Annotated in this window: 15 protein-coding genes and 1 tRNA gene; 5 read left to right on the top strand and 11 right to left on the bottom strand. The window is 67.6% G+C overall.

Features of this window, described 5'->3' with window-relative positions:
- From NN4_RS29500 to NN4_RS29490, 3 genes are all read right to left on the bottom strand, one after another.
- A partial coding sequence (locus NN4_RS29500) for a PP2C family protein-serine/threonine phosphatase (RefSeq protein WP_147138398.1) occupies positions 1–781 on the bottom strand: 781 nt, incomplete at its 3' end.
- On the bottom strand, positions 778–1,245 hold the full coding sequence (locus NN4_RS29495; protein WP_014980860.1) for an FHA domain-containing protein FhaB/FipA: 468 nt from the start codon (positions 1,243–1,245) through the stop codon (positions 778–780). The genes NN4_RS29500 and NN4_RS29495, both read right to left, overlap by 4 nt.
- A 205-nt stretch (positions 1,246–1,450) precedes the next feature.
- Positions 1,451–2,857, bottom strand: coding sequence for an FHA domain-containing protein (locus NN4_RS29490; RefSeq protein ID WP_147138396.1), 1,407 nt, complete (start codon positions 2,855–2,857; stop codon positions 1,451–1,453).
- 227 nt (positions 2,858–3,084) lie between these two features.
- On the opposite strand from NN4_RS29490, the gene NN4_RS29485 reads away from it, so the two are divergent.
- Positions 3,085–3,167 (top strand) — tRNA-Leu (locus tag NN4_RS29485).
- A gap of 832 nt (positions 3,168–3,999) precedes the next feature.
- On the top strand, positions 4,000–5,409 hold the full coding sequence (locus NN4_RS29480) for a lipase family protein (protein ID WP_246181153.1): 1,410 nt from the start codon (positions 4,000–4,002) through the stop codon (positions 5,407–5,409).
- 144 nt (positions 5,410–5,553) lie between these two features.
- Here the strand turns inward: NN4_RS29480 and NN4_RS29475 are convergent, their stop codons facing one another.
- Positions 5,554–6,732, bottom strand: a complete 1,179-nt coding sequence (locus NN4_RS29475) for an NADH:flavin oxidoreductase (RefSeq protein ID WP_147138394.1) — start codon at positions 6,730–6,732, stop codon at positions 5,554–5,556.
- 94 nt (positions 6,733–6,826) lie between these two features.
- Here NN4_RS29475 and NN4_RS29470 point away from each other — a divergent pair, with 94 nt between their 5' ends.
- The gene (locus NN4_RS29470) at positions 6,827–7,594 is read left to right on the top strand and encodes an SDR family NAD(P)-dependent oxidoreductase (RefSeq protein WP_147138393.1); all 768 of its coding nucleotides are present in this window, start codon (positions 6,827–6,829) and stop codon (positions 7,592–7,594) included.
- 12 nt (positions 7,595–7,606) lie between these two features.
- On the opposite strand, the gene NN4_RS29465 is transcribed toward NN4_RS29470, so the two are convergent.
- Positions 7,607–8,248 carry a class I SAM-dependent methyltransferase gene (locus tag NN4_RS29465; RefSeq protein WP_147138391.1) on the bottom strand — a complete coding sequence of 214 codons (642 nt, stop codon included), beginning with the start codon at positions 8,246–8,248 and terminating at the stop codon, positions 7,607–7,609.
- Between the two features lie 152 nt (positions 8,249–8,400).
- On the opposite strand from NN4_RS29465, the gene NN4_RS29460 reads away from it, so the two are divergent.
- Positions 8,401–9,816 (top strand): hypothetical protein, encoded by a 1,416-nt coding sequence (locus tag NN4_RS29460; protein ID WP_147138389.1) that lies wholly within the window; start codon positions 8,401–8,403, stop codon positions 9,814–9,816.
- Positions 9,817–11,136: 1,320 nt separating this feature from the next.
- Here the strand turns inward: NN4_RS29460 and NN4_RS29455 are convergent.
- Entirely contained in the window at positions 11,137–12,132 is a 996-nt protein-coding gene (locus NN4_RS29455; RefSeq protein ID WP_147138387.1) for a stage II sporulation protein M, read from the bottom strand.
- Positions 12,133–12,175: 43 nt separating this feature from the next.
- On the opposite strand from NN4_RS29455, the gene NN4_RS29450 reads away from it, so the two are divergent.
- Positions 12,176–12,970, top strand: a complete 795-nt coding sequence (locus NN4_RS29450) for an RDD family protein (RefSeq protein WP_147138385.1) — start codon at positions 12,176–12,178, stop codon at positions 12,968–12,970.
- Here NN4_RS29450 and add read toward each other — a convergent pair.
- From add to NN4_RS29425, 5 genes are read right to left on the bottom strand one after another with little or no spacing between them, the layout of a single operon-like run.
- The gene (gene add, locus NN4_RS29445) at positions 12,967–14,010 is read right to left on the bottom strand and encodes an adenosine deaminase (protein ID WP_147138383.1); all 1,044 of its coding nucleotides are present in this window, start codon (positions 14,008–14,010) and stop codon (positions 12,967–12,969) included. The two genes, NN4_RS29450 and add, sit on opposite strands and share 4 nt — an antisense overlap.
- Positions 14,011–14,060: 50 nt before the next feature.
- Positions 14,061–15,356, bottom strand: a complete 1,296-nt coding sequence (locus NN4_RS29440; RefSeq protein ID WP_147138382.1) for a DUF58 domain-containing protein — start codon at positions 15,354–15,356, stop codon at positions 14,061–14,063.
- Between the two features lie 3 nt (positions 15,357–15,359).
- Positions 15,360–16,349, bottom strand: coding sequence for an AAA family ATPase (locus NN4_RS29435; protein ID WP_147138379.1), 990 nt, complete (start codon positions 16,347–16,349; stop codon positions 15,360–15,362).
- Complete coding sequence (locus NN4_RS29430; protein ID WP_147138377.1) at positions 16,346–17,377, bottom strand: DUF4129 domain-containing protein; 1,032 nt, start codon at positions 17,375–17,377, stop codon at positions 16,346–16,348. The genes NN4_RS29435 and NN4_RS29430 overlap by 4 nt, the downstream gene beginning before the upstream one ends.
- Positions 17,374–18,171 (bottom strand): hypothetical protein, encoded by a 798-nt coding sequence (locus NN4_RS29425; RefSeq protein WP_246181152.1) that lies wholly within the window; start codon positions 18,169–18,171, stop codon positions 17,374–17,376. The genes NN4_RS29430 and NN4_RS29425 overlap by 4 nt, the downstream gene beginning before the upstream one ends.
- Positions 18,172–18,254: the final 83 nt, after the last annotated feature.

The following is an 18,254-nucleotide window of genomic DNA, read 5'->3' as shown; positions in this document are numbered from 1 at the left end:
GCGGTGGTGTGTCCTCGTCCACCCCGGACGCGGCACCGGCCACGATCGGGTGACTCTGGCCGTAGTCGAGATCGATCACGTCCGCGACGACGACGGTGACATTGTCCGGTCCGCCGCTGCGCAACGCGAGTTCGATGAGCCGGTCGGCACATTCGTCGGTGGTGCCCTCGCGCATGGTGTTCGCGATGGTCTCATCGCTCACCACATCGGAGAGGCCGTCCGAGCACAGCAGGTAGCGGTCCCCGGCGCGGGCCTCGCGCATGATCAGCGTCGGCTCGATCTCGTTGCCGGTGAGCGCGCGCATGATCAGCGAGCGCTGCGGGTGCGTGTGCGCCTGCTCGGGCGTGATCCGGCCCTCGTCCACCAGTGACTGGACGAACGTGTCGTCCCTGGTGATCTGCGCCAGTTCGCCGCCGCGCAGCAGATAGGCACGGGAGTCGCCGATGTGCACCAGGCCGAGCTTCTTGCCTGCGAACAGGATCGCGGTGAGCGTGGTGCCCATCCCGTCGAGTTCGGGCTCCTCCTCGACCTGATCGGCGATGGCGGCGTTGCCCTCTCGGGTCGCCGAATCCAGCTTGCCGAGCAGATCGTCGCCGGGCTCGTCGTCGTCCAGATGGGCCAGGGCGGCGATCATCAACTGCGACGCCACCTCGCCCGCGGCATGGCCACCCATGCCGTCGGCGAGCGCGAGTAATCGCGCGCCGGCGTAGACGGAGTCTTCGTTGTTGCCCCGGACGAGACCGCGGTCGCTACGCGCTGCGTAGCGGAGAACGAGTGTCACGATCGCAACTCGATCACTGTTTTGCCGACACGGACAGGCGTGCCGAGCGGAACCCGCACGGCAGTGGTGACTTTCGCGCGATCGAGGTAGGTGCCGTTCGTCGAGCCGAGGTCTTCGACGTACCAATCATCGCCACGCGGGGACAGTCGCGCATGTCTGGTCGAGGCGTAATCATCGGTGAGCACCAGCGTGGAGTCGTCCGCACGCCCGATGAGCACCGGTTGGGTGCCTAGCGAGATGCGGGTGCCGGCGAGTGAACCTTGAGTCACCACAAGAAATTTGGCGCCCTTCTGGCCCCGGCTGAAGGAGGGCAGCACCGCGGAACCGCGTGCGGCCCTGGGCTGTATCCGTATGCCGGATGCCGCGTAGATGTCGCTGCGCAAGGTGCGCAGCACCGCCCACACGAACAACCACAACAGCAGCAGGAACCCCGCACGGGTCAGTTGCAGGATCAGTCCCTGCACGGCGTTCCACCTCCTGTTCGACCGTGTATGTCGGTGCCGTAGGTGCGGTTCGACCACCCCCACCAGCATGCTGGTCTTGCCGACCCCGGGTTCCGGTGCCGTGCGTGTGTTGGCAGCATCATAGGGCCGTAGGTCGAGTTCGATCACGATACGACCGACGAATCCTTGATGGCCAAGTCGTGACCTGCATCGCGAGCTTACGGGATCAGACGATACGGATCAGGATCTCGGAGTGCCCGGCGCGGATCACGTCCCCGTCGGCGAGCTGCCAGTCTTGCACGGGGGAACCGTTGACCAGCGTGCCGTTGGTGGAACCCAGATCCGAGAGCATGGCGGTCTGCCCGTCCCAGCGGACCTCGATGTGCCTGCGCGAGACACCGGTGTCGGGCAGCCGGAAATGCGCGTCCTGGCCACGGCCGATGATGTTGCTGCCCTCACGCAACTGGTACGTGCGGCCGCTGCCGTCGTCGAGCTGAAGAGTCGCGGAGTAGCCCGAACCCGCCTGCGGGGGAGCGGCATACGCGGGCGCGGCACCGTAGCCCGGCTGCGCGCCGTACCCGGGCTGCTGCGAGTAGGCCTGGCCGTAACCGCCCTGGTCATCCTGGCCGTAGGCAGCGGGCTCGGCGTAGGCCTGTTCGCCGTAACCGGGCTCCTGGTAACCCTGCTGGCCGTAGCCCGGCTGGGCGTAGCCCGCGCCTTGCTGGCCGTAGGCCGGATCCGCGTACGCCTGATCGCCGTAACCTTGCTGGGCGTAACCCTGCTGGCCGTAGCCCGGCTCCTGGTAGCCCGGCTGACCGTAGGCCGGCGGTTCCTGATAGCCCGGCTGGCCGTACGCGGGCTCCTGGTAACCCGGCTGCCCGTAACCGCGATCGGCGTAGCCCGGCTGCTGGGCGGCGTAGCCCGGCTCCTGATACCCCGGCTGACCGTAGGCCTGGCCACCCTGCTGGTAGTCGTAGCCGTTCTGGTAGTCGCCGTAACCCTGCTGACCCTCCGGCGCCGGATAGTCGGCGCCGTAGGGCGCCGCGCCGCGACCGTAGTCCTCCCGGTACGCGCCGTTCTGCGCGCCGCCGCGACCGGCAGGCGGTGGGGCGTACCCGCGGTTGCGTGGATCGGACTCCGCGGGCTCACGGCTCGGGTCGTAGCCTGAGTTCTGCGTCATGGGGCCAGCTCCTGGTTGCGGGTTTGCAGGTCGTTGTGGCGTGCGTTCAGGGCTGTGAGCTGGTGTAGCTCCGCGGCCGACGTCCGGATCGACCCGGCCGCTAGCCCTGAACTGTCCGGTGTGCAGCGTAGGGGATGCCTCGAACGCCACGTGTACTTCGCCGTAGGTCTGCCAGCCTTGCTCGCGGATGTAATCCTGCAGGTGTTTGGCGAACGCGCGGGTGGTGAGGTCGTGATCGGCGTCCAACTGCTGGTGATCGGAGGAATTGATAGTGATCACATAGCTGTTGGGTGCCAACAGGTGCCCGCCGTCGAGCTCTTGGACATGATCAGCGGCCTCCCGTTGCAGCGCCGCCTCCACCTCCTGGGGCACGACGTTGCCGCCGAACACCCTGGCGAACACATCACCGACGGCGCCCTGAAGACGACGCTCGAACCGTGAAACGATGCCCATTCCGGCCTCCCTTCGGTGAGCGTCTCTTCTGCTGATACGTAACAACGACACACGCATATGGCGTGTCGCCCATCGAGCACGTTCATTGCATGATATCCACGATCGTCCACACCTGTAACTCTTGGCACGATCAGCGGGTTCCCGCGCTTGTCCAGCCCCCGCGTCACGGCCCCACACAGCCGATTTCGTGTCGACGCGGACTGCGTGATACTGTCTCCGAGTCGCTCGGGCGAGTGGCGGAATGGCAGACGCGCTGGCTTCAGGTGCCAGTGTCCTTCGGGACGTGGGGGTTCAAGTCCCCCTTCGCCCACTTCACTCGGGGAAGCTCGTGCTCGCAAAGAGCGCGAGCTTTTCTCGTTTCGTTCAGTGTTATATGGGGGCGCAGCCCCCATGCCCCGCTCGGCGGGGCTTCGCCCCCCGAACTCCCCAGGTCGATGGTTGCCCCGCGCGTGGGTTGCGTGTGTGGGGCGGCGGGCGTTGCTGGTGAACGAGCGCGATCTGTGGGGCGCGGACGTTGCCTTGGAGTGCTCGAGTTCCCGGCTGCTGCGTGTGGTGTGAGGTGTACCGCCTTCGCGGCTGTTTGTGACTTCCATGATCGTCGTGTCCGTCGGGTGTGTTCGCGGGTGAACGAGACTTCAGTGGCTGCCGTGTTTCGTTTCCGGGCACCGGGATCGGTGGGGGTCCTGGTGACTCGGGTTGGTGGAGTGGGGTTCTCGGGGATGCGAGGGCTCAGGGTGTGGAGGTATATCCACAAGCTGTGGACAACTGCTGATATCCACAGGTTTGTCCGACGTGAAATCCGCCCAGTGGGCGTTATTTTCGGTTATTTCGGATTGTGTACGTGACTGTTCTCTTTGGCCGGTGACGTGTTTTCACATCGGACATTTCGGGCCGGATAGGTGCGGAAAAGGTATCGGGCGGAAGTTAATTGGGGGTTGGGGGAGTGGTGTTGTGGGTGGTAGAGGTGATTTGAATGCGTTCTCTCTCGCGTTTCGCGCCGGATTATTCAAATGTTCATCTACGATTGCGGCGGCTCACACCGGAGTGGTCACTTCGCAAATACCTGCATTCGTCGGGGATTTGGTGCTGCGACTTCCGGTCACGGCTTGTCATGCACCTCTCCCTCAGCTGAAGGATCAGGTATGAACATGTTCAAAACACGGCATCGCCGATATGGGCGGGCAACGATGTTGGCCGCGGGGGCCGCGGTCGTGATTCAAGTGGCCACCGCAGGCTTTGCCGCGGCGTGCCCGTGCGCGTCGGATGACTATGTACCGATTCAGCCCGCACTGACTCCGCCGGCAATGCCTGCCGAGGACCAAGTGTTTCTCAATCCGCCGCGCGATGTTGTCGCGGCCAAGCAGCCGGGCGAGATCATCGCCGCGCGTGAAGTGCATCCCGCGTTCCAGTCGATCATTCAGCCGGACGTGGACGCGTGGCAGCTGTCCTACCGGTCGAACAACAGTCGCGATGAACCGATCGCGGCGGTCACCACGGTGATGAAGCCGCGCGGCAAGGCGCCGACGAATCTGGTGTCGGTGCAGATCCCGGAGGACGCGGTCGCGGCGCACTGCGCGCCGTCGTACACCAGCCAGCTGTTGGCGCTGCCGCCGAACTACGCGGGCACGATGGGCCCGAATTTCATGCTGCCGATGGCCCTTTACGCGGTCACGAAGGGTTGGGGCGTCTCCATTCCCGATCACGAAGGCCTGCTCTCCGCCTTCGCCGCGGGCCCGCTGGCGGGCCGGATCACTCTCGACGGCATCCGGGCCGCGGAGAACTTCAAGCCGATGGAGCTGCATCAGGGCCGCGACACCAAGGTCGGCCTGTGGGGCGACTCGGGTGGTTCCATCCCGACGATGCACGCCGCTGAGCAGCGCGCGACCTACGCACCGGACGTCAACCTGGTCGGCACCGTCTCCGGCTCCACCGCGGCGGACCTGCGGGACCTGGTCGACTATCAGAACAATGGTCCCGCCGCCGGGACGGTGTTCGCGGGCATCATCGGCCTGAGTCGCGAATACCCGGAATTGCAGACCTATCTGGATCAGCACATGAATCCGCTGGGCCAGGGCCTGCGCACCGTGCACAGCAATGTGTGCCAGGGCTGGTCGGTTTCGAGTTTCCCGAACCTGAACATCAAGGGACTGTTCGATACACCCGACGTGACGCGTGAGCCGCTCCCGAGCAAGGTGCTGGATCAGGTGAAGATGGGAAATGCGACGCCGGACCGGCCGACATATATCTTCCAGTCGATGGGTGACTGGATTATGCCCGCCTACGCGACCGACCGACTGGTGGATACCTACTGCCAGAACGACGGGCAGATCACCTACCGGCGCATCCAAATCGGCGAGGCCTACTCGCAGGCATTCTTGTCGGTGCCGGGCACATATCAGTGGCTGCAGGAGCGTTTCGACGGTGTTCCCGTCGGCAACGGCTGCAATAGGCAGGATGTCGCGGCAATCGCGAAGGACGATTCTCCGGAGATGAACGAATGGGTGTCGATCGTCGGTCCGGAGCTGACTGCCTCCGCGGCCAAGCCCGTCTGATTGCTGCACCGGTGAGAATGGCGAAATCGGCGTCGGGCTGATCAATGTCGACCTGACGTCGTGAACCACATCGCCGACCGTTGTGGTTCGACCCGCCGAAAGAAGGCCCGGTCCATCAGGACCGGGCCTTCTCGCTGTCTCGGGCTAGATCGCCGACACCGGCGAAGTCAGCACACAATGCGTGCCCCGATAGATGGTCGGCATACAGCGATTGCAATGGGTACACCCGGACACGCCGGCCGCGTCGGCGCGCAGGCGGTTGACCAACCCCGGATCGTGCAGGAGCGCGCGAGCCATGGCGACGAACTCGAAGCCATGCGACATCGCGGTCTCGATGGCACCGCGCGAGGCGATGCCGCCGAGCAACACCAGCGGCAGGTCCAGTTCCGCTCGGAAGCGCAGCGCCTGCTCGAGCAGGTAGGCCTCCTGGTACGGATAGGTGCGCAGAAATCGGCGGCCCGCGAAGCGAATACCCCAGCGCTGCGGCGGCGGGAACTGGTCGGCGAACTCGCGCAGCGGCACGTCGCCGCGGAACAGATACATCGGATTGCGCAGCGAACTGCCGACGGTGAGCTCGAGCGCGTCGAGGTTGCCGTCGCGCGCGAGCCACCGTGCGACGGACAGGCTTTCGTCGCCGCCGAAGCCGCCGCGTACGCCGTCGTCCATATTGAACTTTGCGAGTACCGCGATCTCGTCGCCGACCTCCTGCCGCACCGCGTCCGCGGTCTGCCTGGCCAGCTCGGCGCGGTGGACCAGGGTGCCGCCGAACTCGTCCGAGCGCTTGTTCAAGGCCGGGCTGAGGAACGAGCTGATCAGATAGTTGTGCCCGAAATGCAGTTCCACGGCGTCGAATCCGGCGTCCACCGCGAGCCGGGCGGCGCGGGCGTGGGCGGCGATGATCCGCCGGATGTCGGCCGAGGTAGCCGCGTGGGTGAGTCGCAGGCTGATCGGACTGAACTGCTTGCTCGGCGCGAGGGCGGGCGCGCGATTGGAGGCGGCGTTCGCCACGGGGCCGGCATGGCCCAATTGCGCCGATACCGCGCCGCCCGCGCTGTGCACCGCGTCGGTGAGCCGTCGTAACCCGGGCACCGCCTCGGGCCGCATCCAGATCTGGTGCCGGTCGGTTCTGCCCTCGGGCGCGACCGCGCAGTAGGCAACCGTGGTCAGGCCGGCACCGCCCGCGGCGACCGCGCGATGGAAGTCGATGAGCTCGGCGGTGACCAAGGCGTCGGGCGTGCGTCCCTCGAAGGTCGCGGCCTTGATGATCCGGTTGCGCAACTGGACCGGCCCGAGCATGGCCGGTTGGAACGCGTCGTGCGACATCCGCTCAGACTAGAACGTGTTCCAGTTCGGCGTCGGCGAAACGAGACCGCGGAAGTGTCTTGACTCACAATGAGAACCTGTTCTAATTCTTGGCATGCGCAGATATGACGGCCGCCGCGTGGTGGTGACGGGAGCAGGCTCCGGCATCGGACAGGGCGTCGCCCTGCGGTTGTTGGACGAGGGGGCCCAGCTGGTCGCCGCCGACATCGATGAGCCGGGGCTGGCGGCCACGGCGGAGAAGGCGGGCGACGCCGCCGACCGATTGCGAACGGTCACGGTGAACATCGCGGACCCGGCGTCGGTCGGTACCGCGACCGCGACGGCGCTCGAGTTCCTCGGCGGACTCGACGTGCTGGTGAACGCCGCGGGCATCCTGCGCCCGGCCCGCACCCACGAGATGCCGCTCGACGCCTGGAATCAGGTGATCTCGGTGAATCTCACCGGCACCTTCCTGATGACCCAGGTGGCGCTGCCCGCGCTGGTCGACTCCGGGCACGGGGTGGTCGTCAACGTGTCCTCGACCGCGGCCTTCAGTGCCGCGCCCTACCTCGCGGCGTATGCGGCGTCGAAGGGCGGCGTCAACGCGTTCACCCACGCGATCGCGCTGGAGTACGCCAAGCAGGGCCTGCGCGCGGTGAACATCGTGCCCGCGGGGATCACCAGCGGTATCACCACGAAATCGATTCTGGACCAGCCGGAGGGCTTCGATCCGAAGCTGTTCGCGCGGATGACCGGCTGGCTCAACGGTGGTGCGCTCGGTAGTCCGGAAGACATCGCCGGTGTGGTCGCGATGGTCGCCTCGGACGACGGCCGCTACATGACCGGCACCGAGATCCGGATCGACGGCGGCGCGTTGATGTAGTCGGGCACGGAATTACGCGGGCTTCGTCGCGATCAGCAGATGATGCGGAATCGGCGGGTTCGGCAGCTGCTCATGAGTGACGACACAGCCCGACTTCTCGAGCGCGGCAATGACGTCGGCGACCGGGCGCAGCGTGAAGCCGTACCGGGTGAACGGCAGCTTCGCCATGGCGTCCGGGTCGCCGATGCCGATGACCAGCCTGCCGCCGGGCCGGATGACGCGGGCGAGCTCGGTGCAGACCGCGTCCAGCTCCGGCACGAAGTAGACGGTGTTGACCGTGATCGCGGCGTCGAGGCTGTCGTCGGCGAGCGGCAGCGCGGTGAGCGAACCTTCGGCGAGACGCAGTCGGCCCGCGGCGGTTTCGCGCGGATAGCCGGCGCGGGCGCGGGCGAGCATGTCGGCGGAGAGCTCTATCCCATGCACGATGCCGTTGGCTCCGACGCGGTCGAGCAGCAGGGAAAGCCCGGCGCCGCCGCCGAATCCGAGGTCGGCCGCGGTCTCGCTCTCGGTGATCGCGGCGGCCGTCACCGCGGCGGCGATGGCGCGCTTGTTGCCGCGATTGAGCATGAACGCCACACCCTTGCCGAGCAATCCGTGTGGATTGCCGAGCTGACCGGCCAAGGTCGACAACAACCGGGCACGCAGACCGTTCATGGCGCCATCGTAGGCGCACTTGCGTTGTCACTTCGGGCATGCGAAGACGCCGGGCGACCGGCCACATTTGGATCACCGACGTTTCGAATACTGTGCCGAAGGCGTTCGTTTCGGTTCGATCGGATGCTGTGTTGCCGACCCGAAAGACTGCCATGCGTGCACCACTGATTTTCCTCGCCGCCTGCTCGATGGCGCTGCTGCCCGCGATCCCCGCCTCGGCGACCTCACCATGGGGGCCGCTGGCGCCGCCCAATCCGCATCTCGGGCCGATCGGCACCGCGACCATGCACGGGGACGCGGGTTCGTCGGACGCGACTCCGCTGGCCGGGCCCGGCGCGGGGGCCGTGTCGGTCTCGGCCTATCCGCTCGCCTCGGCGTGCCCGACATTGCTGGAGGGCTCGGACAATCTGGTGGTCGCGTTGTGCACGGCGATCGTCGGTCAGGTGCCGACCGTGCACCTGATCGACCCCGCTGCGCCAGGACCGATCGGGCATTCGCTGGCGGCGCTCCCGCTCAGCAAGGGCAGTCTGCTCGGTGGCGTGTACGCGTATCTGGACAACAACGACCGGCTCGTGGTCGTCGACGGAGACAACCGGCTGCTTCGGGTGGGTCATGCCCGCGACGCGACGGGTAAGTGGCGGTTGGTCAGCGAACAACTGGTCGATCTGTCGGCGGTGATTTCGCTGGGCGACAACGTGACCGGGTTGGTGCCGGATTGGGCGGGCACCATCTGGTTCGCCACCGGCAAGGGTGTTGTCGGGACGGTCGCGCCGTCCGGTGCGGCGGCGACGGTGGCGTTGCCCGCCGGCGAGCAGGTGGCCAACAGCATTTCGGCGGCGCCGAGCGGACGGATCGCCGTGGCGACCACGCATGCGCTCTACGAACTGCGGGCGGATTCGTCGGGCCGGCCAGAGGTGCTGTGGCGCGCGGCGTACGAACGCGGCCCGGCTCGAAAGCCGGGGCAGCTCAGCTGGGGTACCGGATCGACACCCACCTATTTCGGGCCGGACACCGGTGCCGACTATCTGACCATCGTCGACAACGCCGACGGTCGGGTCAACGCGCTGGTATTCCGTTCCGGAAGCGGACAATTCGTATGTTCGCAACCGGTCCTCACGAAGGGCGGTGCGGGGAGCGAGAATTCACCGGTCGGCATCGGCCGCTCGGTGTTCGTGGCGAGCACCTACGGCTATCCGTATCCGGCCGTGCCCGACGGTGCGGGACCGGCGGTGCCCGCGTCCGCGCCGTTCACCGGCGGCATGACCAGGGTCGATGTGGACGAGAACGGTTGCCGCACAGTGTGGGAGAACACGGTGCGCAGTGCGGCGGTGCCCCATTTATCCACAGCCGACGCAGCGCTGTACACAGTGGCCAGGGTCGGTCTCGACACGACGACGCCGCTGGACGGTTATGCGTTCACCGTGGTCGATCCGGACACCGGCGCGGTGGCCGCCAGTCGTCCGTTGCCCGGCACCATCGTCGATGATCCGCTGCAGACCTCACCGTTGATCACCCACGGACGTCAGGTGTTGCAGGGCACGATCACCGGGATTCTGCGCGTCGGCTGAGCCGCCGGCGTTTTCGCCCGGCCATTTCGGGTGCTGGATACCGCTGCCGCTCAGTCGAGTTCGCGGTTTATGCACAAGCTGATGATGCGTGCGCACCTTGTGGATAGATCTGTGCGCTGCTCGAGGAGTACGGATGCGAGCCGACCTGTGTCGCACCCTGTTCTGGGTGCATTATTGCGGTGCACCAGGTTTGGCGGTGGGCGCTCGCGGCTGTGGATGATGCTGTGTGTTGTTTCGGGATGGCCGAACGCCGTTCATCTGCGCGTTGCCGTCCCGACCTCGAGCGATGTGGGCGGTATCGACTCCTAAGCGCCTGGGTGCGGCCTGTGCATGAGCGGCCGGACGGATGGGGACAACCCTGTGGGCAAGCACTCGAGATAACGCCGTCGCTGTGGATGGCGCGGTGGTGCCCAGGTGTGGACATCGATAGCGGTGGTCGGCGGCGTGCAGGGCGGGCGTGGACCGTGCCGATCCTGTCCACAACGGTGGAGCGTGCGCGACTCCCAGGCTGTGGACGACCGCGACGCACGTTCCGGGCCGATACCCGAACACGGTGGTTGTGCAGCCCCAGTTGGCGTCCTGATCGGCGTGTTGTCCCGGTGTGTCCGAAGTGGGGAATGCTTGCCGCAGTGTCGTTTTCGCCGTTTTCGCCGGAGGTACCGCGACCAGTGAGGCGAAGATCACACCCCGCCTCGAGGTTGCGGCCGAGGTGCTGAACCGGCCCGCTCGCGACGCTCCGTTCGTTGCCTTTCGGTGTCTGGTTATTCCTGATCTTGACAAGACACATGCACGTGTACGGATCGCCCTACCGGGTATGCATCGTGTTAATTACGCTGTAAACAAACCTATGGTCGCTTTCTGTTCATCCGTTGTCTAGCTACCTTGATTTTTCGCGACGAACTCGCAGGTCATCCACCATGCAGCCGGGGGATGGAGAGGTCTATGTCGACGGTGCAGCTAATGGTTCGAAGAATGTTTGTACCGCCACGAAGTGGATATGGGCAGACCTGCGGATTCGCCCGAGCGCGTACTTCCGAGTCCCGCGAAACCGCTCCGAAGTCGCAGCTGCAAGTTAGCTGGAACGGTGAAAAACGATGCCGTCACCAGGGTTTGCTGGCGTGCTGCTTTATACGCTTGACACGAGCGAAGAGGGTTGCATCGGGATAACGATTGTGTAGAGTCAACGGTAACGCTGGCCGCAGCTGAGCTCGACTCGCTGCGGCCAGCGGAACTCAATTGGGGGACACCGAAACCGCTCTGTGACACAGCGTTGCTGTCGCGTGTCCGAACCCGTGTCGCTCAGTGTGTGCTCGAGGTTGTCTACTGACCCTCGCCCGACCCATCTCCGGTCGCTCCCGGAACGTCCTCGGCCCGAGCCGATACCACACGGCGGCCAACTCCGAACACATAGACCAGGAACAACGCCTCGGCGGTGAACCCGATGGCGATCCGCACCGGCGCGGGCAGCGCGCTCGGCGTCACGAATCCCTCGATGCAGCCGCACACCAGCAACACCGCGACCAACCCGAGCGCGACCGTCGCGGTCGCCCGGCCCTGCCGCGCCACCGCCTCCACCCGGCTCAACCGACCCGGATCTATCAGCGTCCAACCGAGTTTCAGGCCGACGCCACCGGCCACGAAGATCGCGGTCAGCTCGAGCGTGCCGTGCGGCAGGATGAACCCGAAGAACGAATCCAGCCGCCCCGCCTCCGCCATCAAGCCGGCCGAGACACCGAGATTGAGCGCGTTCATGAACAGCAGATACACCGCAGGCAGGATCAGCACCCCGGTGAACAAGGCGATCGCGGTCACCCAGGCGTTGTTCGTCCACACCTGCGCGGCGAACGCACCCTGGGGATGTTCGGAGTAGTAGGTCTCGAAGGCACCGCCCCGCTCCGTCAGCGCGCCGGTGTCCCGCGGAATACCGAGAACCGTACGGGCCGAATCGAATCGGGCCACCCAGCCGGCCAGTCCGGCGGACACCAGCAGGAACACCGCCGCCACCCCGGCCCACCACGGCCACGTCCGATACAGGGCAGCCGGGAACCGGTGCGTGAAGAACCGGCCGATCTCCGGCCAGGTGTCGGCCCGGCCGCCGAGCACCCGGCCGCGCGCCCTGGCCAGCAGCGCGCTCAACCCGGCGATCAGCTCCGGATCGGGGCTGTGCGATTGCAACCGGGCCAACTGCTGCGAGGTGCGCCGGTACAGCGTGACGAGTTCGTCCGCCTCGGCACCGGTGAGCTTGCGCCGCGTCGACAGATAATCGAGGCGTTCCCAGGCCCTCCGGTGTGCATAGCTGTACGCGTCAACATCCACAGGCTTGCCTCCCAGTACCGCCGCTCGGGAGAATGCTATCGACATGGCTGAATTCACCACGGGAGAAGCGGTCGCGCTGGAGCTGCCGATCGCCCGGATCCCCACCAGGGCTACCGCCTTCCTCATCGACGTGGTGGTGCAGGTCATGCTGGCCGCCGTGCTGTTCGTGCTGACCATCAGCGTCCTGCTGCCCAGCGGCGCGGACACGGCGTGGCTGGACGTGGCCGTAATGGTCACCATCGTCGGCGTGCTGGTGGGCTATCCGGTGGCGTGCGAAACCGTGTGGCGTGGTCGCACGTTCGGCAAGTTGCTGCTGGGTCTGCGGGTGGTGCGCGCGGACGGCGGCCCGATCGACTTCCGGCACGCACTCACCCGTGGGCTGGCCGGTGCGATCGTCGACTTCTGGATGCTCGGCGCGTTCGGCGCGGTCGCGGTGCTCACCTCGATGTGCTCGCCGAACGCGCGGCGGATCGGTGACGTGCTCGCGGGCACCGTGGTGGTGCATGCTCAGCGACCGCTGCCCGCGCCGCTGCTCGCGGTCGCGCCGCCGTGGCTCGCGGGCTGGGCGGGGCCGCTACCGCTGGCCATGCTGCCGGATGATCTGGCGCTCGCGGTGCGTCAGTATCTGAGCCGGTTCCGCACCCTCACCCCCGTGGTGCAGCACGAGCTGGGCACCGCGCTGGTGGACGCGGTGTGCGCGCGGCTCCAGGTGCCGGTGCCGACGGGGTATCCGCCGCTTCAAGTTCTAGGCGCGGTCATCGCCGAGCGGCAACGCCGGGTGCTGCCGCCGCCGATGTTCCCGGTCTTCCGGCAGGTGCCGATGCAGGTGGGTCCTTAGTCCTGCGCACGGGCTCCGGCGTCTTGACGGTTGGCGGCGACGTAGTCGTCGATCTCCCGAAGGAAGAGGTCGAGGCGCGCCGGGGTGATCCACGAGGCGCGGAACGAGTTCTTCGCCAGCGCCACCAACTGATCGAGGTCGAGGCCGGCGTGCTCGGCGAGGGCCAGGTAGTTGTCCCCCGCGTACGCGCCGAAGTACGCGGGATCGTCACTGTTGACGGTCACGGTGAGCCCGCGCGCCAGCAGCCCGACGATCTCGTCCGATTTCATCTGGCTGGTCACGAACGAGTTCGAGACCGGACAGCAGGTGAGCCCGATGCCCTTGGCCTTGGCCAGCTCGACCAGCCGGTCGTCCTCCACGATGTTCGTGCCGTGGTCGAGTCGGTCCACCCCGATGTCCTCCAGTGCCTGCCGAATGTGCTCGATCGAGTCCGGTTGATCGATGTCGCAGTGCATGGTCAGCAGGAAGCCTTCGCGGCGGGCCCGCGCGAAGACGGCCGCGAACTTGCTCGGCGGATTGCCGCGCTCATCCGAGTCGAGCCCGACGCCGATGATCCAGTCGCGGTAGGGGAGCGCTTCCAGCAGCGTTGCCATGGCGTATTCCGCGGAGTAGTCGCGCAGGAAACAGAGGATCAGCTCGGCCGAGATCCCGAACTCCCGCCGCGCCCGCACGATCGCCGACCGATATCCGTCCAGCACGGTGGCGAACGGGACACCGCGCCCGGTGTGTGCCTGCGGGTCGAAGAACATCTCGACGTGCCGGATGCCCTGGGCGTGTGCCCTGGTCAGATAGTCGAACGCCAGATCATGGAAGTCCGCGGGCTCCAGCAGCACTCGCATGGCGGGGTAGTAGACCTGCAGGAACGAGGTCAGATCGTGGAACCGGTACGTCTGCTTGACCTCGTCCACAGTTTTCTCCGCCAGCTCGATCCCATTGCGCTGGGCCAGCCGGAACTTCAACTCCGGTTCCAGCGTCCCTTCCAGGTGCAGATGCAACTCGGCCTTGGGCAGCCCACGGACAAACGCGGCGAGATCAGACATGTGCTCCATAGTCCTCCGCCGTCCCGCCTCCACAAGGGCACTTGGCGGGACTACATCGTGCCGGACTGCTTCAGTTCGAGGTATTCGTCCGCGAGGGCTTCGGGCAGGCGGTCGGGGGCGGCGGCGACCACCGCAATGCCCTTGCGCCGCAGGGACTCCTGCACCAAAGCCCGTTCGGCGAGGATGGACTCGGCAGCGGCCGCGGGGTAGAGGTCGGCGCGGGTGGTGCGTCGGGTGGCGGCCTCGGCGACCTCGGGGTCGGTGACCGAGACGATCAGCACGCGGTGGCGCTGGGCGAGGGTGGGCAGCACCGGGAGCAGGTTCTCCTCCACGGCGGCGCCGTCCAGGCTGGTGAACCAGACGACCAGGCTGCGCCGGCGGGTGCGCTGGATGGCGGCGCGCACCAGTGCCGCGCTGTCGGTGTCGACGAGGGCGGGGGTGACGCCCGCCATCGCGTGCATCAGCTTCAGCTGCAAGCTCTTTCCGCTGATCCCGCGGACCTCGGCGCGTGCTTCGCGATCGTAGGCGAGCAGGTCGACCGAGTCGCCCGCGGCGGCGGCGAGACCGCCGAGCAGCAGCGCGGCCTCGATGCTCGCGTCCAGCCGGGTGCCCGCACCGACCCGGCCCGCGCTCACCCGACCGGTGTCCAGCAGCATCAGCATGTGCCGGTGGCGTTCCGGGCGCCAGGTGCGCACCAGCACGTCGGTGGCGCGTGCGGTGGCGCGCCAGTCGATGGCGCGCACGTCGTCGCCCGCTACGTATTCGCGGAACGAGTCGAACTCGGTGCCCTGGCCACGCATATTCGCCACGTTGCGGCCCTCGAGGTGTTGCAGCCGTTTGACTTTCGAGCGCAGCAGCCGCTCGCTGCGGAACGGTGGCAGTGCGCGCACGCGGGCCGCGACGGTGCGGCGAGTCTGCCTGCCCGCCAAGCCGAGTGGGCCGATCAGCCGCACGGTGACCTGCCCGGCCACCCGGTCGCCGCGGTACGCCGGTGTCAGCGTGGTGCGGAAGCGGAGCAGGGTGGCCGGTGCCAGATCGAGCTGGTGCGTACGGTTTTCGGCGCGGGCACTGTCGGGCCAGTCGTCCCACACGGTGCCGCGCAGGGCGCGCGCACCGGTGTTGGTCGCGACGAGTTCCACCTCGGTGGACCGGCCGAGCCGCACCGTGGTCAGCGGCTGCCTGGACAGCATGAGATCGCCTGCCCGGCCGACCGAACCGAGGTCGAACAGCAGGGCTGCGGCCAGCACGCAGGTCGCGACGAGCACGCCGGGCAACGACGGGACGACGAAGGTGACGAGCAGCGCGAGTAGCCCTGCGACGGCGGCCAGCCGACCGGTGACGACCACGGGCTACACCGGGACCGGGACCGAAAGCAGCAGCGACGTCATGACACTCTCGGTGGTCACCCCGTCCAGCTCCGCCTCCGGCCGCAACTGCAGCCGATGCCGAAGGACGGCCACGGCAAGGGTTTTCACGTCGTCCGGGGTCACGAAGCCGCGCCCGTTCAGCCACGCGAACGCGCGCGAAGCCGCCATCAGCGCGGTGGCGCCGCGGGTGGACGCGCCGTGCTGGACGGCGGGGGACACCCGGGTGGCGCGGCACAGGTCGACCACGTAGGCGAGCACCTCGGGGCTGATCGTCACCTTGCCGATCGCGGCGCGCGCCGCGGCGATATGTGCGGGCCCCGCCACCGGGCGCAACCCCGCTGCGGCCAGGTCGCGCGGATCGAAGCCGGCGGCGTGTCGCTGCAGCACGCGGAATTCGTCGTCGCGACTGGGCAGTTGGATGTCGACCTTGAACAGAAACCGGTCCAGCTGCGCCTCCGGCAGCGGATAGGTGCCTTCCTGTTCGATCGGGTTCTGGGTGGCGATCACGACGAACGGATCGGGCAGCGGCCGCGGCTGCCCGTCGACCGAGACCTGTCGCTCCTCCATCGATTCCAGCAGGGCCGATTGGGTTTTCGGTGGCGTGCGGTTGATCTCGTCGGCCAGCAGCAGATTGGTGAACACCGGGCCGTGCCGGAAGGTGAACTCGGCCGAGTGCGGGTCGTAGATCTGCGACCCGGTGACATCGCCCGGCATCAGGTCTGGGGTGAACTGCACCCTGGCATGGTCGAGCTCCAGCGCCGTCGCCAAGGCGCGCACCAGCAGCGTCTTCGCCACGCCGGGGACACCTTCCAGCAGCACGTGGCCCCGGCACAGCAGGGCGAGCACCAGGAAGATGACCGCGTTGTCGTTGCCGACCACCGCCTTGCCGATCTCGCCGCGCAACGCCGCGAACGCCGCCCCCGCCTCCTCGGCAGTGGGGGTGTGGTTGGTCTTGGTGGTGGGGATGGTCATCCGACCTCCGATTCGATCCAGTCGAGTTGGGTGGCAACGAGTTCCAGGGTGTCCGCGTCCGGTACCGCGCCGAAGAGGACGCGGCCGATCTGCTCCGGCGGCGCACCGGTGCGGGCCGCCACGGCGGCGACGAGCCGGTCCGGTGGGGTGTCCGCGGCCATGCCGAGCGGCGGGCGGATCCGGCGCAGGGTCGCCGCCCGCAGCTTCGCCGCGACATGTTCGTGGTCCTTCGAGCGCCGATACAGCGCCGCCTGCCCGGCGAGCAGCTCGTTCGCCGCGACCTCGACCGGTCGTGGTTCGCGCACCAGCGCGCCGCGGCGCCGCGCCCGCCACCACACCACCAGTGCGGCGGCGATCAGGAATTGCAGCCCGCCGAAAAAGACGGCGGCGGGCAGCCGGTCCCAGATCGGATCGTCACCGGTGCCGAAGCCGGGTAGGTCGAAGTCGCGCGGCGGCTCGGGGTTCGGGATGTCCGGTGGCGGCGGCGGCGGTTTCGGCGCTGTCGGCGCGCCGCACGACTGCAGCGCGCCGTAGAGCAGCAGGAGCAGCACCGCCGCGCCGGCGAGGGCGGCCCAGAACTTGGGGTTGCGCAACAGCGTGGGTAGCGGTGGCAGCTTCCGGCGGGTGCGCGGCGCCTTCTCGGTGGCGGTGATTTCGGTGGGTTCCGGTGCGGGCGGTGGTGCCGCCGCGGAGAACCGGTCGGCGTATTCGAGTCTGCGGTACTCGTCTTCGGTCGCCCGCCGTCCGCCGTAGACGACCTCGTCGAAACTGTGTGCCGCCGGGTGGAATTCGGCGGCGACCTCGAGCGGCAGCGCGGTGGTCGCATCGTCCGCGGTCTCGCGTGCGGTGCGCGACCGCCGTACCTCCAGCACGCCGCGCTGTTCCAGCCCGCGCAGCACGGCGCGGAAGCGTTCGCGCAGCGCGCTGTCGAAATCGCGGTGCTGTGCGGCGTTTTCGGCCGCCGCGCGATGGTCTGCCGCGGCACCGAGACGCGGCTGGGCCGGGGGCACTGGGTCGTGCTCGTTCATCGCACCTCACGACCCGGGACGTGAATATCCAAACCCTCACGGCGGCAGCGCCGGTCGACGTACGACACCACCCTGGTCGCCGCCTCGACGACCTCGCCGAACGCGACGATCATCAGCACGCCCGTGGTGAGCAGCACGATCACCTGCCACCGGTGGGTGCCGGAGAAATCCGAGAGATACCACGGAATCCCCAGCAGCGGCACGGACAACAGGACCAGCAGGCAGCGCTGCGCGAACCACAGCGCGGCTGTCTGCCATTCGGCGCCGGCGACAAGGAGTTTCGAGCGCTCGGCCGCCGTTCGATGCGCGGCCCGCTCGACGAACATGACCGGCACCGCGACGAAGCGCTTGGCCCGCAGCTGCCCCAGCCAGGCCACGCCGAACGGAAAGGTGATGATCAGCAGGCTGGACAGCGCGAGCACGCCGACCCCGACCAGGGTGTAGAGCACCTGGAACACCAGCAACGGCCCGGCCGTCGCGCCGACCCGGCGCAGCGCGGTGCGCCAGTCGATCGGGGCACCCGCCACGCTCGCGAGGCCGATCGCCACGGTCGTGCCGCGCAGCACGAATCGCAGCAGCCAAGCGCTGGCCATGGTCGACAGGATGGCTGCCCAGGCGATCGCTGCGTCCGAGTCGTCGATCAGCGTCGAGATCCCCGCGGTGATCGCGACAACCAGCAGCTCGGCGCTGACGAGGGCGAGCATGCTGGACCAGGCCAGCGCGAACAGATTCGCCTGGATGAGCGCGAACGGCACATCGAGGAGTTCGCGGAAGGTCATCGGACGGATCGGCACCGTCGTTCCAGGGGACCCTGGTACCGGATCTGCTCCCGCCCCGACGGCACCGGCCGGGTCGGCGGCAGGTAGCACGGGCCGAG

It is taken from the genome of Nocardia ninae NBRC 108245 (genome assembly GCF_007990755.1).
Classification (GTDB): domain Bacteria; phylum Actinomycetota; class Actinomycetes; order Mycobacteriales; family Mycobacteriaceae; genus Nocardia; species Nocardia ninae.
This window is presented reverse-complemented; position numbering and strand designations above follow the sequence as displayed.

Excerpts from the sequence above, each read along its gene's own strand:
- NN4_RS29490 (WP_147138396.1), bottom strand. The coding sequence starts at position 2,857 with ATGGGCATCGTTTCACGGTTCGAGCGTCGTCTTCAGGGCGCCGTCGGT.
- NN4_RS29480 (WP_246181153.1), top strand. The coding sequence starts at position 4,000 with ATGAACATGTTCAAAACACGGCATCGCCGATATGGGCGGGCAACGATG.
- NN4_RS29475 (WP_147138394.1), bottom strand. The coding sequence starts at position 6,732 with ATGTCGCACGACGCGTTCCAACCGGCCATGCTCGGGCCGGTCCAGTTG.
- NN4_RS29470 (WP_147138393.1), top strand. The coding sequence starts at position 6,827 with ATGCGCAGATATGACGGCCGCCGCGTGGTGGTGACGGGAGCAGGCTCC.
- NN4_RS29465 (WP_147138391.1), bottom strand. The coding sequence starts at position 8,248 with ATGAACGGTCTGCGTGCCCGGTTGTTGTCGACCTTGGCCGGTCAGCTC.
- NN4_RS29460 (WP_147138389.1), top strand. The coding sequence starts at position 8,401 with ATGCGTGCACCACTGATTTTCCTCGCCGCCTGCTCGATGGCGCTGCTG.
- NN4_RS29450 (WP_147138385.1), top strand. The coding sequence starts at position 12,176 with ATGGCTGAATTCACCACGGGAGAAGCGGTCGCGCTGGAGCTGCCGATC.
- add (WP_147138383.1), bottom strand. The coding sequence starts at position 14,010 with ATGTCTGATCTCGCCGCGTTTGTCCGTGGGCTGCCCAAGGCCGAGTTG.
- NN4_RS29435 (WP_147138379.1), bottom strand. The coding sequence starts at position 16,349 with ATGACCATCCCCACCACCAAGACCAACCACACCCCCACTGCCGAGGAG.
- NN4_RS29430 (WP_147138377.1), bottom strand. The coding sequence starts at position 17,377 with ATGAACGAGCACGACCCAGTGCCCCCGGCCCAGCCGCGTCTCGGTGCC.